Raw genomic sequence first — 16,077 nt, forward strand, 5'->3', positions numbered from 1 at the left:
GCCGGTGGGGCAGGAGGTAGCGCTGCACCGTGTATGGTCACGGGCGGCGGGCAGGGCAGCGGGTTCTCCGGCGCCACGGTCGGTACCGGTGGCGTCGGGGGCAGCTACTTCGCTCTCTGTGCCGCCACTGCCATCGGTGCCGGCGGCGGCGGCGCGGGCGGGTACTTCGCCGGCGGCGGTGGCGGCAGCGGCTCCGTCAACGGCACAGGCATCCTCGGGACCGGGGCGGCGGCGGAGGCAGCAGTTTCGCCACCGCGACGGGCACCGCCACGAGCTACGCGCTCTCGACGATCGGGACGGCGAACAACAACGGCCAGGTGACCATCTCCTCCACGCTCCCGCCCACCAACACCAGCGTGACCTCGGCCCCGAACCCCTCGAGCTTCGGCCAGCCCGTGACGCTGACCGCGACCGTGACCGGGATGAACAACCCGACCGGCACCGTCTCCTTCACGAGCGGCAGCACGACCCTGTGCGGCAACGCGGCGCTCAACGGCAGCGGCGTGGCGATCTGCACCAACAGCGTGCTGCCGGTCGGCAGCTACACCGTGACTGCGGCTTACAGCGGCGATGCGAGCGACGCCGAGAGCCAAGGCAGCACGCAGCAGACGGTGACCACCTCCACCACCTCCCTCACCGCGGCCCCCGCCACCGGCAGCCTCATCCGCGTCGGCGTCGGCGGCGTGCAGGTCACCGGCCTGTCCGCCACGCTGACCAACAAGACCATCGGAGCCCCGATCTCCGGGCAGACGGTCGTCTTCACCGGCCGAGCCGGCAACCTGCCCCTGTGCAGTGCTGTCACGCACGCCAACGGCATCGCCAGTTGCACCGCGACGTTCAACAAGGGCTACGCCGGCAACATCGTGGCCGTCGACAACCTCGTCATCTTCGGCTACACCGCCACCTACACCCCGATCCCCGGCTACACCGGTTCCACTGCCAACGCCCGCGTCACTCTCGGCACGGTCTGACCAAGCACGACCGCAGCGCAAGGCGGGGCGGGCACGACGGCATCCGTCGCGTCCGCCCCGCCGCCGCTGCGAGGAGAAGCGGAATCAGCCGGAGAGCGATATGTCGTCGATGTAGCCGCGGTAGGTGCCACTGCCGTTCGGTTCGTCGTAGCCGAGGTCGATGCGTTCAAGGGTCTTGCCCGCGGCCACGGCGCCGATATCAGAGGTGACGTAGTTCCACTGATTGAGGGTCAGATGCCCGCACTGATGGGCGGGATGGAGTTGGTTGCCGTTCTGGTCCTTCGCGCCGAGATTGCGTAGGGCGGTCCCGTCGCTGAAGACCATGTCGAGTGCGACGCACGTGCTGTTCGCGCTCTGGGGATAGATCCAGTACGAGAGTGTGGTGTTGGCGTCGATGCTCGGTGGATGGGCCGAGGTGTCGAACAGTTTCATGTAGGCGTAGTCCGCCGCGGCTCCGGCGGCGTCCCCGGAGTACATCAGTGCCGTGCTGCCGGTGTGTGCGTTCTCCTGTCGCATGCTGGCTTCGGGGCCGGTCAGGCCGTAGCCGGGATAAGGGTTGACGTTGCTGATCCCGCCGCTCTGTCCGCCGCTGCTGTCGACTGAGTCGGCCCAGTCCGGGTAGCGCTGGCCGGTCTCGAAGCCGGTGCCGGTGAACGGGGTCTGTTCGCTGGCGCGCAGCGGGGCGGTGGCCAGCGCGATCTGGTGGTCGGCCGCGCCGTAGTACATGTACCACTGGCCGTTGATCAAGGAGATCGAGTTCATGAACACGGTGTTCGCCGTCGTGCCGGACAGCTCGTACGGCTCCGCTGGGCTCAGCGCCGCTTCGGTCAGCTGGCTGATCTGTTGGGAGGGGTTGCTGGCGGAGAACTCGACCTCGCTGATGCCGTAGTACCAACGGCCGTGAGCCATCAGCGTGCCGGCCACGAACATCAGGATATTGTTGTTGGTCGGGCCGCCCTGCACCGTCTGGTAGTCGGTGACGGTGACGCAGATCTCCCAGGGGTTGTAGTCGCTGGGGAAGTTCATATTGAACGCGGTGTTGTTCGTCCAGTGCAGCATGTCGGTGGAATAGGCGATGAATCGGCCCTTGGCCGGGTCGCTGTCGCCGTAGTACATGACGTACCGCTGGCCGTACTGGGTGTTCATCAGGACCGGGGTGTCGTTGCCGTCCGTGACCACTGCCGGGTCGTAGTTGGTGTTCACGATCGGCACGGCCGTGGTCCAGTGCACCAGGTCCGTGGAGGTGGTCTCCATGATGGTCTGGGGCGGGCTGTTGGACCAGTCATAGCCTTCGACGAAGGCATAGTAGGTGCCGTTGAGCTGGTAGAGCCTCGGGTCGTACACGCCGCCGGACTCGTAGGGGTCCACGTTGTTCGGGATCACGGGATTGGACGCACTGCGGGTGAAGTGGATCCCGTCGGTGCTGGTCGCCAGCCCGACCTGGACCGGCTCGCCGCCGCCGTCCGCCCGGTAGAGCATGTCGTACTGGCCGTTGCGGTAGATCACGCCCGGGTTGTCCACGTCCGAGGAGTCCCAGCCGCTGGACGAGGGGCTGAGCACCGGTGCGGGGTTGGCCGCCGGCTGCCGGGTGAACGGGCCGATGGCCCAGTCCGGCAGGTTGGCCGCGGTGTAGTCCGAGGCCTGCGCGGTGGCGATGGGCAGGGCGAAGAGCGCTCCTGCGATCAAGACGATCAGCCCGAGTATCCGGGCCGGCCTTCCGCGGGGGGAGATCAGGGTTCTTGCTCGTGTGGGTCTCACGGGATCCTCCTCGATCCGCCATGAGTGGAATGAGCATATGACAGCGTTGTCATAGTCATCGAGAGAATTCCACCGCGCTGGCGGCCTGTCAAGGCAAACAACCGATCTTTCCCCGTGGCAAGTATCCTGATGAAAATAGCTTACGGACTCTAACAGTGGTTTTACGTACTGCGGGCTTAGGATTCCGGGAATTCATCCTAGGGCTGGCATCGGCGGAGCCAGCACCACCCAGCCACGCGGAGCCCGTACCACCCAGCCACGCCGGACGGACCCGATGCGGCATCATGGACGATATGGACACACCAGCGAGCGAGTTTGTCCACGTACTCGCCTACGACGCCGACGCCGGACACCCCACGCCCCTCGAGGCGCTCCAGGCTTGACTGCGCGAACGGGGCATCGACGCGGAGTTCTTCGACGCCGACGACATCCTCGTTATTGCCCCCTGCGGGCGCGACGCCGACGGCAACTGGGACCGCAGGGTCATCGTGCGGGTCCGTGCCGCGGCACTACACCGCCTCGGCTGCCGACCGTAGGTGACCCCCGCTGCCTCACCTGCTCGGGACGGCCAGGAGCACGGCGAATTGTTCGGCTTCGTCGGTCCACCAGTTCCGTACGTCGAGTCCGCAGTCTGAGAGTTCGGCGGTGAGACCGTCGCGTCGGAACTTGCAGGAGATCTCGGTGCGCATCAGCTCGTCGGCCGCGAAGTCGACGGACAGGTCGAGCGCCCGGACCTTGACGGTTTGGGCGTACCGGGAACGAAGATGCATCTCCATGCGCTCTTCCTCCTCGTTCCACAGTGCGACGTGGGCAAAGGAGTCGGGGTCGAAGTCTGCGCCGAGTTCGCGGTTGATGACGTGGAGTACGTTCTTGTTGAACTCCGCGGTCACGCCCTGGCTGTCGTCGTAGGCGCGGACGAGCACGTCGCGATCCTTGACCAGGTCCGCTCCGAGCAGGAACGCGTCGGCCGGGCCGAGGTCGGCGCGCAGCATGTCGTAGAACTCCCGCCGCTCGGTCGGGTCCAGATTGCCGATCGTGCTGCCGAGGAAGGTGATCAGGCGCGGGCTCGGGGCGTCGTGCGGCACGGTGAGATCGGCTTCGAAGTCGGCGACGGTCGCGGCCACGGTCAGCGCCGGGTAGTCGCGGATGAGGGCGGCGCCTGCCTGTTCCAGAGCACTGGGGCTGACGTCGAGCGGGGCGTAGCACCGGAGGGTGCCGCGAGCGGTGAGCGCGTCGAGCAGCAGCCTGGTTTTGCGGGAGGAGCCGGAGCCGGGTTCGAAGACGGTGGCGGCACCGGTGGCTCCGGCGATCTCCGGGGCGATGCGGGCGAGGATGCGCTCTTCGACGCGAGTGGGGTAGTACTCGGCGAGCTCGGTGATCTGCTCGAAGAGGTCGCTGCCGCGCGCGTCGTAGAACCATTTGGGCGGCAGGATCTTGGGCGTGGCGGACAGGCCGGCCACGACGTCGCGGCGCAGCGAGTCGGTGAGGTAGTCGGCGGGGAGCCTCTGGTCGAGGGTGAATCGGGGGGCGGGCGTAGCGGTGGACGGGTCGGCGGACGCAGCGGCGGACCGGCTGCGGGCCGGGGCCGCGGTGGTGTGGCGCGTGGCAGCCTGTATCAGGCCACTGACGGCATCTGCCGGGGGCGGGAGGGGAACGACGCGGGTGCCGGCGCGGGTCGCGAGCAGCAGCGAGTTCTCGGGGACCTCCTGCCATGGGCCCATCGCGCGGGTGTCAGAGTTTTCGTCCGGCTCGGAGGCGACGAGCACCCGGCCGGGCGCGTTCCGGTACCAGAGCGTGTCCCCGAACCGGGTGGCGACGATGCTCTGGCCGTCGGTCAGCAGCAGGTTGATACGCGCGTCTGGGCGGACGGCCGCGACCTGGCCGACCAGCGCGGCCGCGGCGGTGTCCGCGGGCTCACCTTGCTGCAGTCGGCTTGCCAGCATGGCCCACAGCAGCGCGGAATCAGAGCGGGCTTCGAGGGACAGCAGCGCGGCGGGGTCGAGCGGCGCGGCTGCGACGGTCCCGGCTTCGGACTCCGCGGCCGCTGCGAGCGCGGCCGGCAGACCGGTCCAGTCGGGGATCGCGCCGTTGTGGCCGAAGAGCCATCGCCCCGAGCGGAACGGCGCGGCAGCGGACTCGTCCGGGGTGGTTCCGTCCGTCGCCGAGCGGACCGCGGCGAGGATGGCGTCGCTGCGCAGCGCGCCGGCGAGCTCGGGAAGGTTGGGGTCGGCCCAGATCGGCACGGCTCGCCGGTAGCGGGCGGGCCGGCGCGGGGATCCGTCCCCGACTTCCGCGCGGTCGGAGAACCAGCCGAGGCCGAAGCCGTCCGCGTTCACCGTGCCGTAGCGCTGCTGCCGCGGCGCCCACGCCTGCTGGTAGAGGCCGTGCGGGGGATCGAGAACCACCTCGGCCAGTGACACGGTGGGACCGAGGTAGGCGAGCTGACGGCACATCAGTGGACCTCCCCGGGACGCGGGCCGCGTGCGGTGCGGAAGCCGGCGAAGATCTGACGCCGGATCGGGTAGTCCCAGTTGCGGAAGGTGTCCCGGCAGGCGACCTCGGCGACGCTGAAGGCACCGCCGCGCAGCACCTTGTAGTCCCCGCCGAAGAAGACCTCTGAGTACTCCTTGTAGGGGAACGCGGCGAAGCCCGGGTAGGGCGCGAAGTCGCTAGCGGTCCACTCCCACACGTCGCCGATGAGCTGACGCACCCCGTAGGGCGAGGCGCCGTCGGGATAGGCGCCGGCCGGCGCGGGCTGGAGGTGGCGCTGCCCGAGGTTGGCCAGCAGCGGCGTCGGATCCTGGTCGCCCCAGGGGTAACGCCGCGAGCGCCCGGTGGCCGGGTCGTGGCGCGCGGCCTTCTCCCATTCCGCCTCTGTCGGCAGGCGCCGGCCGGCCCAGCGCGCGTACGCGTCGGCCTCGTACCAGCACACGTGCAGCACCGGCTCGTCCGGCGGCACCGGCTCGAGGACGCCGAAGCGCCGGCGCAGCCAACCTCCGTCGACGGCCTCCGGGTCCTCGGCGTGCTGCCAGAACAGCGGCGCGTGCAGGTCCGCCTCGACGCGGTGTGCCCAGCCGGCCGGGCTCCACCATCGCGGGTCCTGATAGCCCCCGTCCGCCATGAAGGCCTGGAACGCGCGGTTGCTGACGGGCACGGTGTCCAGCCAGAAACCGGGGACCTCCACCCGGTGGGCGGGACGTTCGTTGTCGAGCGCCCAGGGCTCGTCGTCGGTGCCCATGGTGAACGGGCCGCCCGGGATCCAGGCTTCCGACGGCAGGTCCGCCGCGTCCACGGGGCCCGGATCCGGCCGAGAGGCGTGCAGGACGGCCGGGCCTCGGCGGAGTTCATGGGTGATGAGCATCGTCTCGTCGTGCTGCTGCTCGTGCTGCGCGATCATGCCGAACACGAAACCGTTGGCCAGCAACGGGTCCTGGTCGGGGCCGAGCGGGGCCGTCCGCAACACGTCGAGGGCGTGTTCGCGCACCGCGGCGACGTACCGCCGGGCCTGCGCCGGCGCCAGCAGCGGCAGCGCCGGGCGTTCGGCCCGCGGGTGCTCGAACGCGTCGTAGAGCGGGTCGAGGTCCGGGCGCAGCGCGGCCTGGCCGCCGGCGGCGCGCACCAGCCAGATCTCCTCCTGGTTGCCGATGTGGGCGAGGTCCCAGGCCAGGGGCGACATCAGCGGCGAGTGCTGCGCGGCGAGTTCCGCCGCGTCGAGGCAGTCGGTCAGCGCGAGCGTGCGCCGCCGGGCGTGTTCGAGGGCTGCGAGCGCGGCCGCACGCAGCGCCTGCTCGGTTCGCGGCGGCGCGGTCGCGGTCGCGGGGGTCGGTGCCGGCGTCGTCGTCGGCGTGGCCGGTATCCGGGTGCTGGGGTTCGCGTCGCTCGGACGGGTCGGCACGGCCATCAGTATGTTCCTTCCGGGTGCACGGGCAGGAGCGCGGCGGGGTGGTCCAGCAGCTCGTCCGCGGGACAACGGCCGCGCGCGGGGTAGCGTGCGGCGAAGGCCGCGACCTGCTCGCGCAGCTGCGCGGGCACTCCGGCGCGGGCGAGGGCCGGTATCGCGGCCTCGAAGCAGGCCATTGCGGCCCGGGCGAGTTCGGGTACTGACATGCCCAGCCGTGCCGCCCGCGCCCACACGGCCCGCGGCGGGAACGGCGAGGACGCGGTGCACAGCGGCTCCGTCGCGCACCACGCGGCCCACGCGGCCTCGGGGTCGTCGAGCAGCACCGCGGCGAGCAGCGTCGGGACGAGCCAGCCGTCGCCGGGCTGGGCGTCGATCATGCGCAGCTCCAGCCAGCCGCGGGGGCGCACCGGAGGGAAGAGCGTGGTGAGGTGGTAGTCGAGGTCGTCCAGGGTGGCCGGGCGCTCGGCGATGCCGCCGTCCAGCCACGAGGCGAGGGTGAGCCCGGGCGGCGCGGTCCAGTCCCCGGAGGGCGTGCGCCGCAGGCACAGCAGCCCGGCGTCCAGGGCGAAGCCGGCCCACGCGTCGCGCGGGTCGGCATGCGCGGGCAGATCCTGCGGGGGACTGGTGCGCCCGGGATCAAGGTTCTTCCATGCGGCCTGCCGGGTCGAGCGCCAGCCGGTCGGCTTGCCGTGCCACAGCGGGGAATTGGCGAAGGCCGCGACCAGCACCGGGCCGAGCCGGTGGGCCAGCTGCCAGCGGGCCCGGTAGCCGTCGAGGCCGCCGCCTTCGGTGCCGGCGTCCAGGTTGACCTGGATCGCGGTGGTGGCGCGCATCATCATCCGGCCCCACGGGCCGATCCGGTCGAAGTACCTTTCCATGGCCGCGTAGCGCGGCTGGACCAGTACCCGCTGCGGATCGCGGAACGGGTCGAGTCCGTAGCCGGACAGCTCCAGACCCTGGGCCCGCAGCGCCCGGCCGACCAGCGCGAGGTCTTCGGCGGCGGTGGTGACGCAGGCGAGCAGTCGCGGTGCGGGCGAGGTACTCAGTTCCAGTTGCCCGCCGGGTTCACGGGTGAGCCGGGTGCCGCTGGGAAGGCGGCCGTCGGCCGCCGGGAGCGAGGCGAGCGCCTCGTCGAGTCGCTCAGGAGAAACGAGGCGGTGGGGTTGTGCGCGGTCGAGGACGAGCCATTCGAGCTCGACGCCGGTGCTCCCGGGCGGACCGGTTTTGAAGCACACGCCGCGGATGTAGTCCGTGGCGGCTTCAGCCGAGAGCCGTTCGTCGACCTTGGTCCAGAGCTGACGCTCCATGCTGGTCTCCTGTCGTCTCCTGCGCAGGCTTGGCCGCCGCCCGATTGCGCGTTGTGCTGCGCCGAGCGGGCCGGATCGGGCGGCCGGTGCGGACGAGGCGGCGCGCGGTAGGGCGTGTCGCCTCTGTATCGACCGTGGCCGCCGAAGCCCTCGTTCCCGTTCGCCATGTCGGCCTCCTCGAGAGCGACGTGCGACAACGCCGGAAGCCCGTCCACCACGCGTCGGCGCCGGTGGGGAGCCCCTCGTGCTACGTTCCGGCCGGCTGCCGCTTCTCCGCGGTGATCTTGTCGTGCACGGCCTTGAGTGCGGAAACGTAGATCTCGGAGAACGTCGGGAAAGGCTGGATGGTGTCGCGCAGCACGTCCAGCGGAATCCGGGCGCGGATGGCCAGCGTCGCCTGCTGGAGCCATTCGCCCGCCTCGGGGCCGAGCGCGTAGGCGCCGGTGAGCACGCGGCCGTCGCTGAGCAGCGTGAGGAACCCGTTGGAGTCGGCGTAGCCGCGGGTGTAGGTGGCGGTCTTGGCCACCTCGGACAGCGGCACGGTCGCACTGAACAGCGCATCGTGCGCGCCGACCGACGCCGCCTGCGGATCGGTGTACACGACGCCCGGCACTGCCCGGTAGTCCACCTCACGGGGTGTGCCGAGGATGTTGTCCGCGACGACCTCGCCCTGGTACTTGCCGACATGGGTCAGCATCCAATGGCCGGTCGCGTCGCCCACGACCCAGATGTTGTCCGCGGCACGCAGGTTCCGGTCGACCGGAATGCCGTGCTCGTCCGCGCTCACCCCGACCGTCTCCAGGCCGATGTCGTGCACGCGGGGGCGCCGCCCGGTGGCGACGAGCAGCTTGTCGCCGCGCAGTTCCCGCCCGTCGTCGAGGCTCAGGACGTAGTCAGGGTCATCGAAGCGGACACCCGTCGCCGCCGGGCCGAGCACCAGCTCGATCCCGTCGCGGCGCAGGCACTCGCCGAGCGCCTCGCCCAGGGGCGCGGGCTGGTGCGGCAGGACATGCCGGTCCCGTGCGGTCAGCACCACTTCGCCGCCCAGCCGCCGTACCGCCTGGGCCATCTCCACCCCGACCGGCCCGGCACCGAACACGACCAGCCGCCGTGGGACGGCCTTCATACCGGTCACCTCGCGACTGGTCCACACCCCCGGCAGGTCCCGCAGCCCGGGGACAGGCGGGATGAACTGCGACGCACCGGTGGCGACGACGACGTGCTCGGCCCGGTAGCGGACCCCGGCCACCTCCACGCACCCCGGCCCGGCGAGCCGCCCGGCGCCGCGCAGCAGATCGATCCCCTGCTCGGCCAGCCAGCGCTCCTGCCCCGCGTCCGAATAGTCGGACACCATGAAGTCCCGCCACGCCAGAGCCTGTTTGACGTCGACCTTCGCGGTCGCGGCCGCCTGCTGCGCGCCCTGGACCGCCTCGCCCGGACGCAGCAGCGTCTTCGACGGGATACAGGCCCAGTAGGAGCACTCGCCGCCGACCAGCTCCGGTTCCACGAGCGCAACCCGCAGGCCGCCCTGCGCCAGGGCACCGGCGCAGTGTTCTCCGGGTGAGCCACCGCCCATGACGATGACATCGTAGGTGCCGTTCACCGTTCGCCTCCGTCCTCGCCCTAGGTCGGCTGCACGCTCCCGGCCTGGTCGCCGAGCACACCGACCGCTCTCGCGCGCTCCCACGCTCGAACCGCATACGCGTCCAGCCTGGTACACACGACCGCGGCCCGCATCCGGAGGGGGGCTCGACCAGCGTCGCCGGCGATCGGCCTCGCGGAGCGCGGTCGGGACCGCGGCGATCAGGCCGAATCGCCGGTGCGCGAACTGGGCGGCCAGTGAGCGGGCGTCCAGTCTCCACTTGGATCGGTGGTCTGCCCGACTTCGATCAGATGGCCGTCAGGATCACGGATGTAGCAGCGGATCTCGTACTGGTGCTGCTTCGGCGGTGTCAGGAACTCGGCACCCCGGGCGCTCCACTCCGCGTACACGGCATGGATGTCCCTGACCCTGATATTGACGAAACTGCTGACCCGGTTGGGATCGCGCGGGCTCTCCAGGGTGACCGACGGCTTGTCGTCGGTCGGACCGCCGCCGACGTTGATGATGATCCAGCTGTTGGCCAATGCGACATAGGTCAGCCCGCCGGGGCCGGAGTAGGCCAGCCGGCCGCCGAGTACTTCCGTGTAGAAGCGCCGAGAGCGCTCGACATCGTCCGAGACGATGAAGTGGGCGAGCACGATTCCCTCCGGCGGCGACGGGAGTTCGGCCATCAGGTACCTCCACGTGTTGGTCTCATGCTCGGTCTACGGCCAGGCCCGCAGGAGGCGTTGCCGTGATCGGGTTTCGGCATCGGTGGAAGCGTGCCCCTCGCGGCCGCTGGTGATTCATGGCTTCACCCTCGTGGCATAGCGCGGGCCGCCGCCTTCAATGGCACCGCGCGTCTGCGGCGGATGCCTGCGAAGTCGCGGGCGTGGTCGCGGCGTTCTCGTCGAGGGAAACCGCGATCCATCGTCCAGGTGAGGGTGCCGCCCCGTCATTGGAAAACTCTCCACCATTGCGTCCCTGCACAGAGCGTTGTAACTTTCTTCAATGAGGGGAGAAGATTCCAATGACCAAGGCGCCGGCGGCGATGCACACCGCTGAACCTGCTGAACCCGCTGAACCCGTTGCCCCGAAGGCCTGGCACAGCATCCACAAGACTCTGGCCGATCCGCTGCGGATCAAGCTGCTGGAGGCTTTGTGGGAGGAGCCCAGATCCGCACGTGAGTTGGCCGACCGCCTCGGCATGCCGGCCGATCGCCTGTACTACCACCTCGGCCAACTCGAGCGGGCCGGCCTGATCCGGGTCGGCGAGTATCGGCCGCGGGGGCGCGGGAAGGTCGAGCGCGTCTACACCGCGGTCGAGGTGGAGCCGCCCGGGGACGCGGGTCCTGAGGAGACGGCTGCGTTCCTCGGCGCCGTACTGGAGGCAACCACCGTCGAGCTCAGCACCGCGTATCAGGCCAAGGCGGCAGGACGCCGACGGGAGGTCACCGTGCACCGCAGCGCGTTGCGGCTGACCGAGCCTGCGCTGGCCGAGTTGCGCGGCCATATCGAGCGGCTCGGCACGCAGTGCGCGCAAGACGAGGCCGAAGGGACGTGGGCGCGGTTCGTGGTCGCGCTGGTCGATCTCGAGGATCGGCCTCAGTAAAGGAGCGCGTGCCTAATAAGGCGGATGAGTAACCGAGGAGTCGGACGTGACGGATGTACAAGCGCGAGGAGACGACCCGGAAATCCGAACCTCTGATGCCGAACGCGACCAGACTCTGGCATTGCTCCAACGCCACTTCGCCGACGGCCGGCTGACCCTGGCCGAGCTCGAAGAGCGGATTGCCGATGCCAGCGAGGCCAAGACGCGAGGGCAACTTCGGGCACTGATCGCAGACCTGCCCTCCGACTCCAGCCCCCGGACGACGCACCATGCCACGGGGACGGACCGGCGCATCTTGTACGTGTTGCTCTGCGTATGCCCGCCGGCCGGGTTGGTCTACTGGCTGCTCACCCGCTGAGGCTCATTTCGATCCTGCTCAGTTCACAGGTCGCCCAGTGTCGTCGTCATCCTTTCCACGACCTGGTCGGCCAGGCGTTCGAACGGCCTGCGCAGCAGTGGGGAGACGAGGCGAAGCGCTCCGTGGAAGGTGATCTGGGCGCGGTAGGTGACTTGGGTCGTTGTGTCGGTGGGCGCATCGAGGGTGATGTCGTCCGTGCTGGCGGCCTTGTCGTTGGTACCGCGGAAGACGAGCCTCTCGGGCTCGAGAACGGCCAGTGTGTAGTCGAGTACTGCGGTGCGGCCCATGAACGTCGAGGTGTTGGTCCATTCCGCGCCGGTGCGCAACGGGCCGTGGTCGCGTCGTACGCACTGCACGGTCCCGGGATCCCAGTGCACTGTGTTGGCGAAGTCCTTGAGGTAGTCGTGAACGCGCTCGCGCGGTGCGGCCACGGTGAAGGTGCGGCTGACGGTGACCACGGGCGCTCCTCCGGTTCCTGTTCTCGTGACGGATCGGGTCCCTTTTTCCTTAGTGGTTCGGAGCCCGGACGGCTATGGATTGCCGGTTCGGTCAGCCCGGCCGGCGTCGGCGATCGCCTCGCGCGCGGCGCGGGCGCCGGAGGCCATCGCGCCTTGGACCGAACCAGTGGCGCGGTAGTCCCCGCACACGTAGCGGTCGGCCGCGAGCCGGGTGGATCGGGTGAGGGGCCACGGGGGCGTCATACGCGGCAGTGCGCCGGGAATCGCGTAGCGCGCGAGCAGGTCCCACCTGCTGGTATCGGTCTCGTAGAGTTCGCCCAGGCGTGTGCGCACCTCGGGCTCCGTGATCGTGCTTGCCCCGGCGACAGACGTGGAGACCAGCGCGTACCCGGGCGGCGCGAACCCGGGTTGGGCATTCGAGATGACCACGGTGTTGAGTACGGCCGAGCCGGCGTCCACAAGCAACAGTGGCTCGCTGATCGGCGCGCGCGGCGCGGCGTGGTAGTACGTGGTCACGGCGTTCGTTGCGACCTGTGGCAGGGACGGCAGCAGTGACCGTGCCCCCGCGTGCTCAGTGGCCACGATCACCCGGCGCGCGCCGATCTCACGGCCGTCGGCGAGCTCGACGCCCCCGTCAGTGAGCTGACGTACAGGGCACTCATACTCGATCGTCCCTGCGGGAAGCCGGGCGGCCATCTGCCCGGCGATGGCGCCGATTCCCGCCGCCGGGACGGTGGCGGAGCCGCGCATCATGCTGCGCCACACCAGCGCGAGCACCCGGCTCGAGGTCTCCAACTCGTCCTCGAGGAATACGCCGGCAAAGAACGGCCGCAGCACGTTGTCGACGAACTGCGGCGAGCACCCTGCCCCGCGCAACGCCTGGCGTGCCGGAAGATCGGGCCCTGATTTGAGCCCGCGCGCACCGCCCAGTGCGGTGCGCCCGGTGTAGAGCCCGAAGGCTGCCAGATCTTTGATGTCGCCGAGTCGCCCGGTCGGTAATTCGCGCCATAGGCTCAGCCCGTCCAGGGGATGGGCGAACCTTCGCCGCGAACCCCGGCCGCAGAGCAGGAAACCGCGGCTCAGCCGCTCGAGCTGGAGCGTCTCGACCTTGATCCGCGCCCTGACCTGCGGATAGCCCGGGTTGAAAACCTGGAAGCCGCGGTCGAACACGAACCCGTCCCGCACATCGCTGCGCATCCGCCCGCCCGGCTGATCCCCGGCCTCGAGGACCCGCACCGACCACCCCTCCTTCACCAGGTCCTCGGCACACGCCAACCCGGCCATGCCGGCACCGATGATCACGGCGTCGAACCCGGTCGAACGTCCCACCTCGGTCGAACGTCCCACAGCGTCCTCCCTCCGACTGGCCTCGTTTCGACGGTTTCGACTGGTTACGGTCAACTCTTTCGACTGGTCACGGGCGTGCGCAAGGTGAGTAGATCCTGCATAGGAGGGTGGTTGCCGGGCCGCTAGATGTAGTGCACCTGTCGCTTCGTCCCCGTGCCCCGCGCGGACGGATCAGGCGACGATGACGACCAGGCTCTCGTAGCCCGAGGCTCCGGAAGGGTACGGTTCGGCCCGGGTGGCGCTCTGGTAGGTGCCTGAGTCGTCGGCGGCGCGTACCTGGATGGCATGGGTACCCGTGGTGGCCTGCCACTCGTAGGTCCACTGCCGCCAGGTGTCCGGGCCGTCTGACGCGGCGAGTCTGGCCTGCCGCCAGGGGCCGTCGTCGATCTGTACCTCCACGTCGGCGATGCCGCGGTCGGTGGCCCAGGCGACGCCGGCGACGGTGACGTTTCCCGCGTTCAGGTGCGCGAAGGGCTTGGGCACGTCGATGCGGGACTGAGTCTTCATGGTGCCGATCTCGGCGTAGCCGCGGCGCACCCAGTACGCCTGTTGGGCGGCGAAGGTGGTGACGGTGAGTTCGGTGACCCATTTGCAGGCGGAGGCGTAGCCGTAGAAGCCGGGGATGAGCATGCGGGCCGGAAAGCCGTGTGCGATCGGCAGGGCCTGGCCGTTCATCGCGACGGCGAGCAGTGCGTTTCGGCCATCGAGCACTGATTCGAGCGGTGTCCCGATGGTCATGCCCTCGGCGGAGCGGGCGATCAGCTGGTCGGCCCCGGACTGTAGGCCGGCGGCGTGCAGCAGGTCGGGAACCGAGACGCCGATCCAGCGAGCGTTGCCGACGTACGGGCCGCCGACGGGGTCGGAGACGCAGGAGATCGTCATGTCGTGCTCGTGCAGCGGCCGCTTGAGCAGGTCGGCGAAGCTGAGCTCGATCGGGTGCTCGACCATGCCGTCGATGCGCAGCGTCCAGCGGTTCGGATCGATCTCGGGCAGGACGAGGTCGGTGTCCACTCGGTAGAAGACGTCGTTGTCGGTGTAGAAGGGGCTCAAGCCCGGGATGTCCGGGTGTACGCCGGCGGGCGCCGGCGGCGCCGGATAGGTCGGTCTGGGGATGCGTACCGCGGCTCGTTCGGCGGCGACGTCGTAGCGGCGGTCGGAGATCAGGTTCGCGCCGAAGCCGACCGCCGCGGATCCGGCGGCAACGCCACCCGCAGCGAGCAGGAAATCGCGGCGGCCGGCGGCTGGGCCCGGCAGTGCCGCACCGGCAGTCTCGGGCGAGAGGCCGTGCGGCTCGACCGCGGGCGGTGCGGAAAGCTCCCAGGGTGACCCGTCGATCGCCGATACAGCTCCCGTCGTCGCGGCAGCGTGGCTCGTGCCTACCAGCAGGCGCAGCGCGGCCATCGCGACCAGCGCACCGACCACGCTCGGCAGCGCCCAGGTCCAGGTGCTGTCCGGCGGGGAGACGGCCGCGGCCACGCCGATCGCGCCGAAGAGTCCGACCAACGCCGCACCGAGCGGGTAGCGGCGCAGCGCGAGGATCCCGGCGAGCAACGCGATCACGGCCAGCAGCACCAGGATCCCGGCGATCAACAACTGCTTGTCGTGCTCGCCGAAGTGCGCGATGGCCCACTCCTTAAGCGGCGCGGGGGTGAGGTTGACCGCGGCCTCGCCGACGGCGAAGACCGGCGCGCTCGCCGGGCCCGTGAAGATCGCGATCGCCTCGCCGGCCGCCAATGCGACCCCTGCGGTCAGGGCGCCGATGAGCGCGCCGAGTCCGACGCGCGCCGTGCGCGCACGCAGCCGGTGCTGCCGCTGATGCCGGGGCTGCCCGTGCTGCCGGGGTGACGCCGTGGCGCGGGAAGGGTTCATCGCACGAGCCTTTCGAGAAGCCGAGCCCGGCGGTGCCCGGTCTGGTGTCACGGGCACCGCACCGCCGCCTGAGGTGGGCCTGGAGGCCGCGGCCTCGGTTCGTGCGGGGTCAGTTCGCGGGCATCAGGACACTGTCGATGATGTAGACGGTCGCGTTCGCGGTCTGCACGTTGCCGCACACCACGTTCGCGGTGTTCGAGGACGAGCCGCCGGTGACTGTGAAGGACTCACCGCTGCCCGCCACGGTGATGCTCCCGCCCTCCAGCGTCTTGTGCGTGCCGGCCAGCTCGGCCGGGGTGAGCTGCCCGGCCACCACGTGGTAAGTCAGGATCTTGGTCAGCTCGGCCTTGTTCGCCAGCACCGAGCTCAGCGTCGCGGCCGGGATCTTCTGGAAGGCCGCGTTCGCCGGGGCGAAGACCGTGATGCCCTGGGCACTGTTGAGGGTGTCGACCAGGCCGGCCTGCTTGACCGCGCTCACCAGCGTGGACAGGACCGGGTTGCTGGACGCGGCGGTGGCCACCGGGGCCTGCGCCATCCCGGAGAAGCTGCCGGCGCCGGAACTCGGCACCGAGGAGCAGGCGGCGCCGAAGTCTGTGCCCGCCGCGGCGTCGGTGGCCATCATCGAGGCCGATGTCGCCGGCGCGGCCGAGGCCATCGGCGCGGTGGTGGTCGACGAGGCGGGTGTGCTCGAACCGCTCGAACTGCACGCGGCCAGTCCGACGCTCAGCACGGCCGCGGCCATAACGGCGGGAACCAGGCGGCGGGAGGTACGAGTGGTGTTCATGGGGTCTCCTCAGGGACGGAAATCCGAGCTCTTACGGAGACTGTTCGGGACGCCGGCCTGTCCGGATTGCGTGTCGAATCCCACATCATCCGGTGCCGTCGGGTAGCAATCCGAAAGCCCGTCAGGCTAC

Annotated in this window: 13 protein-coding genes and 1 pseudogene; 3 read left to right on the forward strand and 11 right to left on the reverse strand. The window is 70.1% G+C overall.

The features are described from left to right. Positions 1-317: 317 nt before the first annotated feature. Positions 318-971 (forward strand): Ig-like domain-containing protein, encoded by a 654-nt coding sequence (locus KDL01_RS44590; protein WP_212529517.1) that lies wholly within the window; start codon positions 318-320, stop codon positions 969-971. Between the two features lie 84 nt (positions 972-1,055). Here KDL01_RS44590 and KDL01_RS17150 read toward each other — a convergent pair whose 3' ends face one another. From KDL01_RS17150 to KDL01_RS17175, 7 genes and pseudogenes are all read right to left on the reverse strand, one after another. After that, a complete protein-coding gene (locus KDL01_RS17150) occupies positions 1,056-2,729 on the reverse strand; it encodes a glycoside hydrolase family 130 protein (RefSeq protein WP_212529518.1) in 1,674 nt (557 codons plus the stop codon). A 551-nt stretch (positions 2,730-3,280) separates the two neighbouring features. Continuing rightward, entirely contained in the window at positions 3,281-4,204 is a 924-nt protein-coding gene (egtD, locus tag KDL01_RS45945; RefSeq protein ID WP_368861586.1) for an L-histidine N(alpha)-methyltransferase, read from the reverse strand. A gap of 186 nt (positions 4,205-4,390) precedes the next feature. Next, positions 4,391-5,182: pseudogene (egtC, locus tag KDL01_RS45950) on the reverse strand (ergothioneine biosynthesis protein EgtC); the annotation flags it as partial. Further along, positions 5,182-6,630 carry an ergothioneine biosynthesis protein EgtB gene (gene egtB, locus KDL01_RS17160; RefSeq protein WP_212529519.1) on the reverse strand — a complete coding sequence of 483 codons (1,449 nt, stop codon included), beginning with the start codon at positions 6,628-6,630 and terminating at the stop codon, positions 5,182-5,184. The pseudogene egtC and the gene egtB, both read right to left, overlap by 1 nt. Next, positions 6,630-7,937, reverse strand: coding sequence for an ergothioneine biosynthesis glutamate--cysteine ligase EgtA (egtA, locus tag KDL01_RS17165; RefSeq protein ID WP_212529520.1), 1,308 nt, complete (start codon positions 7,935-7,937; stop codon positions 6,630-6,632). Before egtA ends, egtB begins: the two co-directional genes overlap by 1 nt. A 247-nt stretch (positions 7,938-8,184) precedes the next feature. After that, positions 8,185-9,540 (reverse strand): dihydrolipoyl dehydrogenase family protein, encoded by a 1,356-nt coding sequence (locus tag KDL01_RS17170; protein WP_212529521.1) that lies wholly within the window; start codon positions 9,538-9,540, stop codon positions 8,185-8,187. A 200-nt stretch (positions 9,541-9,740) separates the two neighbouring features. After that, positions 9,741-10,211: a VOC family protein gene (locus tag KDL01_RS17175; RefSeq protein ID WP_212529522.1), complete on the reverse strand. Its 471-nt coding sequence runs from the start codon at positions 10,209-10,211 to the stop codon at positions 9,741-9,743. Positions 10,212-10,549: 338 nt separating this feature from the next. Here KDL01_RS17175 and KDL01_RS17180 point away from each other — a divergent pair, with 338 nt between their 5' ends. Together KDL01_RS17180 and KDL01_RS17185 are read left to right on the forward strand one after the other, a co-directional pair. Beyond that, positions 10,550-11,131 (forward strand): ArsR/SmtB family transcription factor, encoded by a 582-nt coding sequence (locus KDL01_RS17180; RefSeq protein WP_212529523.1) that lies wholly within the window; start codon positions 10,550-10,552, stop codon positions 11,129-11,131. A gap of 46 nt (positions 11,132-11,177) precedes the next feature. Continuing rightward, a complete protein-coding gene (locus KDL01_RS17185; protein ID WP_212529524.1) occupies positions 11,178-11,489 on the forward strand; it encodes a DUF1707 SHOCT-like domain-containing protein in 312 nt (103 codons plus the stop codon). Positions 11,490-11,512: 23 nt separating this feature from the next. Here the strand turns inward: KDL01_RS17185 and KDL01_RS17190 are convergent, their stop codons facing one another. The 4 genes from KDL01_RS17190 to KDL01_RS17205 form a co-directional block, all read right to left on the reverse strand. Beyond that, complete coding sequence (locus tag KDL01_RS17190; RefSeq protein ID WP_212529525.1) at positions 11,513-11,947, reverse strand: SRPBCC family protein; 435 nt, start codon at positions 11,945-11,947, stop codon at positions 11,513-11,515. A 72-nt stretch (positions 11,948-12,019) separates the two neighbouring features. Beyond that, the gene (locus KDL01_RS17195; protein WP_212529526.1) at positions 12,020-13,294 is read right to left on the reverse strand and encodes an NAD(P)/FAD-dependent oxidoreductase; all 1,275 of its coding nucleotides are present in this window, start codon (positions 13,292-13,294) and stop codon (positions 12,020-12,022) included. Between the two features lie 171 nt (positions 13,295-13,465). Further along, positions 13,466-15,163, reverse strand: coding sequence for a molybdopterin-dependent oxidoreductase (locus KDL01_RS17200; RefSeq protein WP_212529527.1), 1,698 nt, complete (start codon positions 15,161-15,163; stop codon positions 13,466-13,468). Between the two features lie 109 nt (positions 15,164-15,272). After that, complete coding sequence (locus tag KDL01_RS17205; RefSeq protein WP_212529528.1) at positions 15,273-15,947, reverse strand: fasciclin domain-containing protein; 675 nt, start codon at positions 15,945-15,947, stop codon at positions 15,273-15,275. Between the last annotated feature and the right edge of the window lie 130 nt (positions 15,948-16,077).

The organism is Actinospica durhamensis (assembly GCF_018139695.1).
Taxonomy (GTDB): domain Bacteria; phylum Actinomycetota; class Actinomycetes; order Streptomycetales; family Catenulisporaceae; genus Actinospica; species Actinospica durhamensis.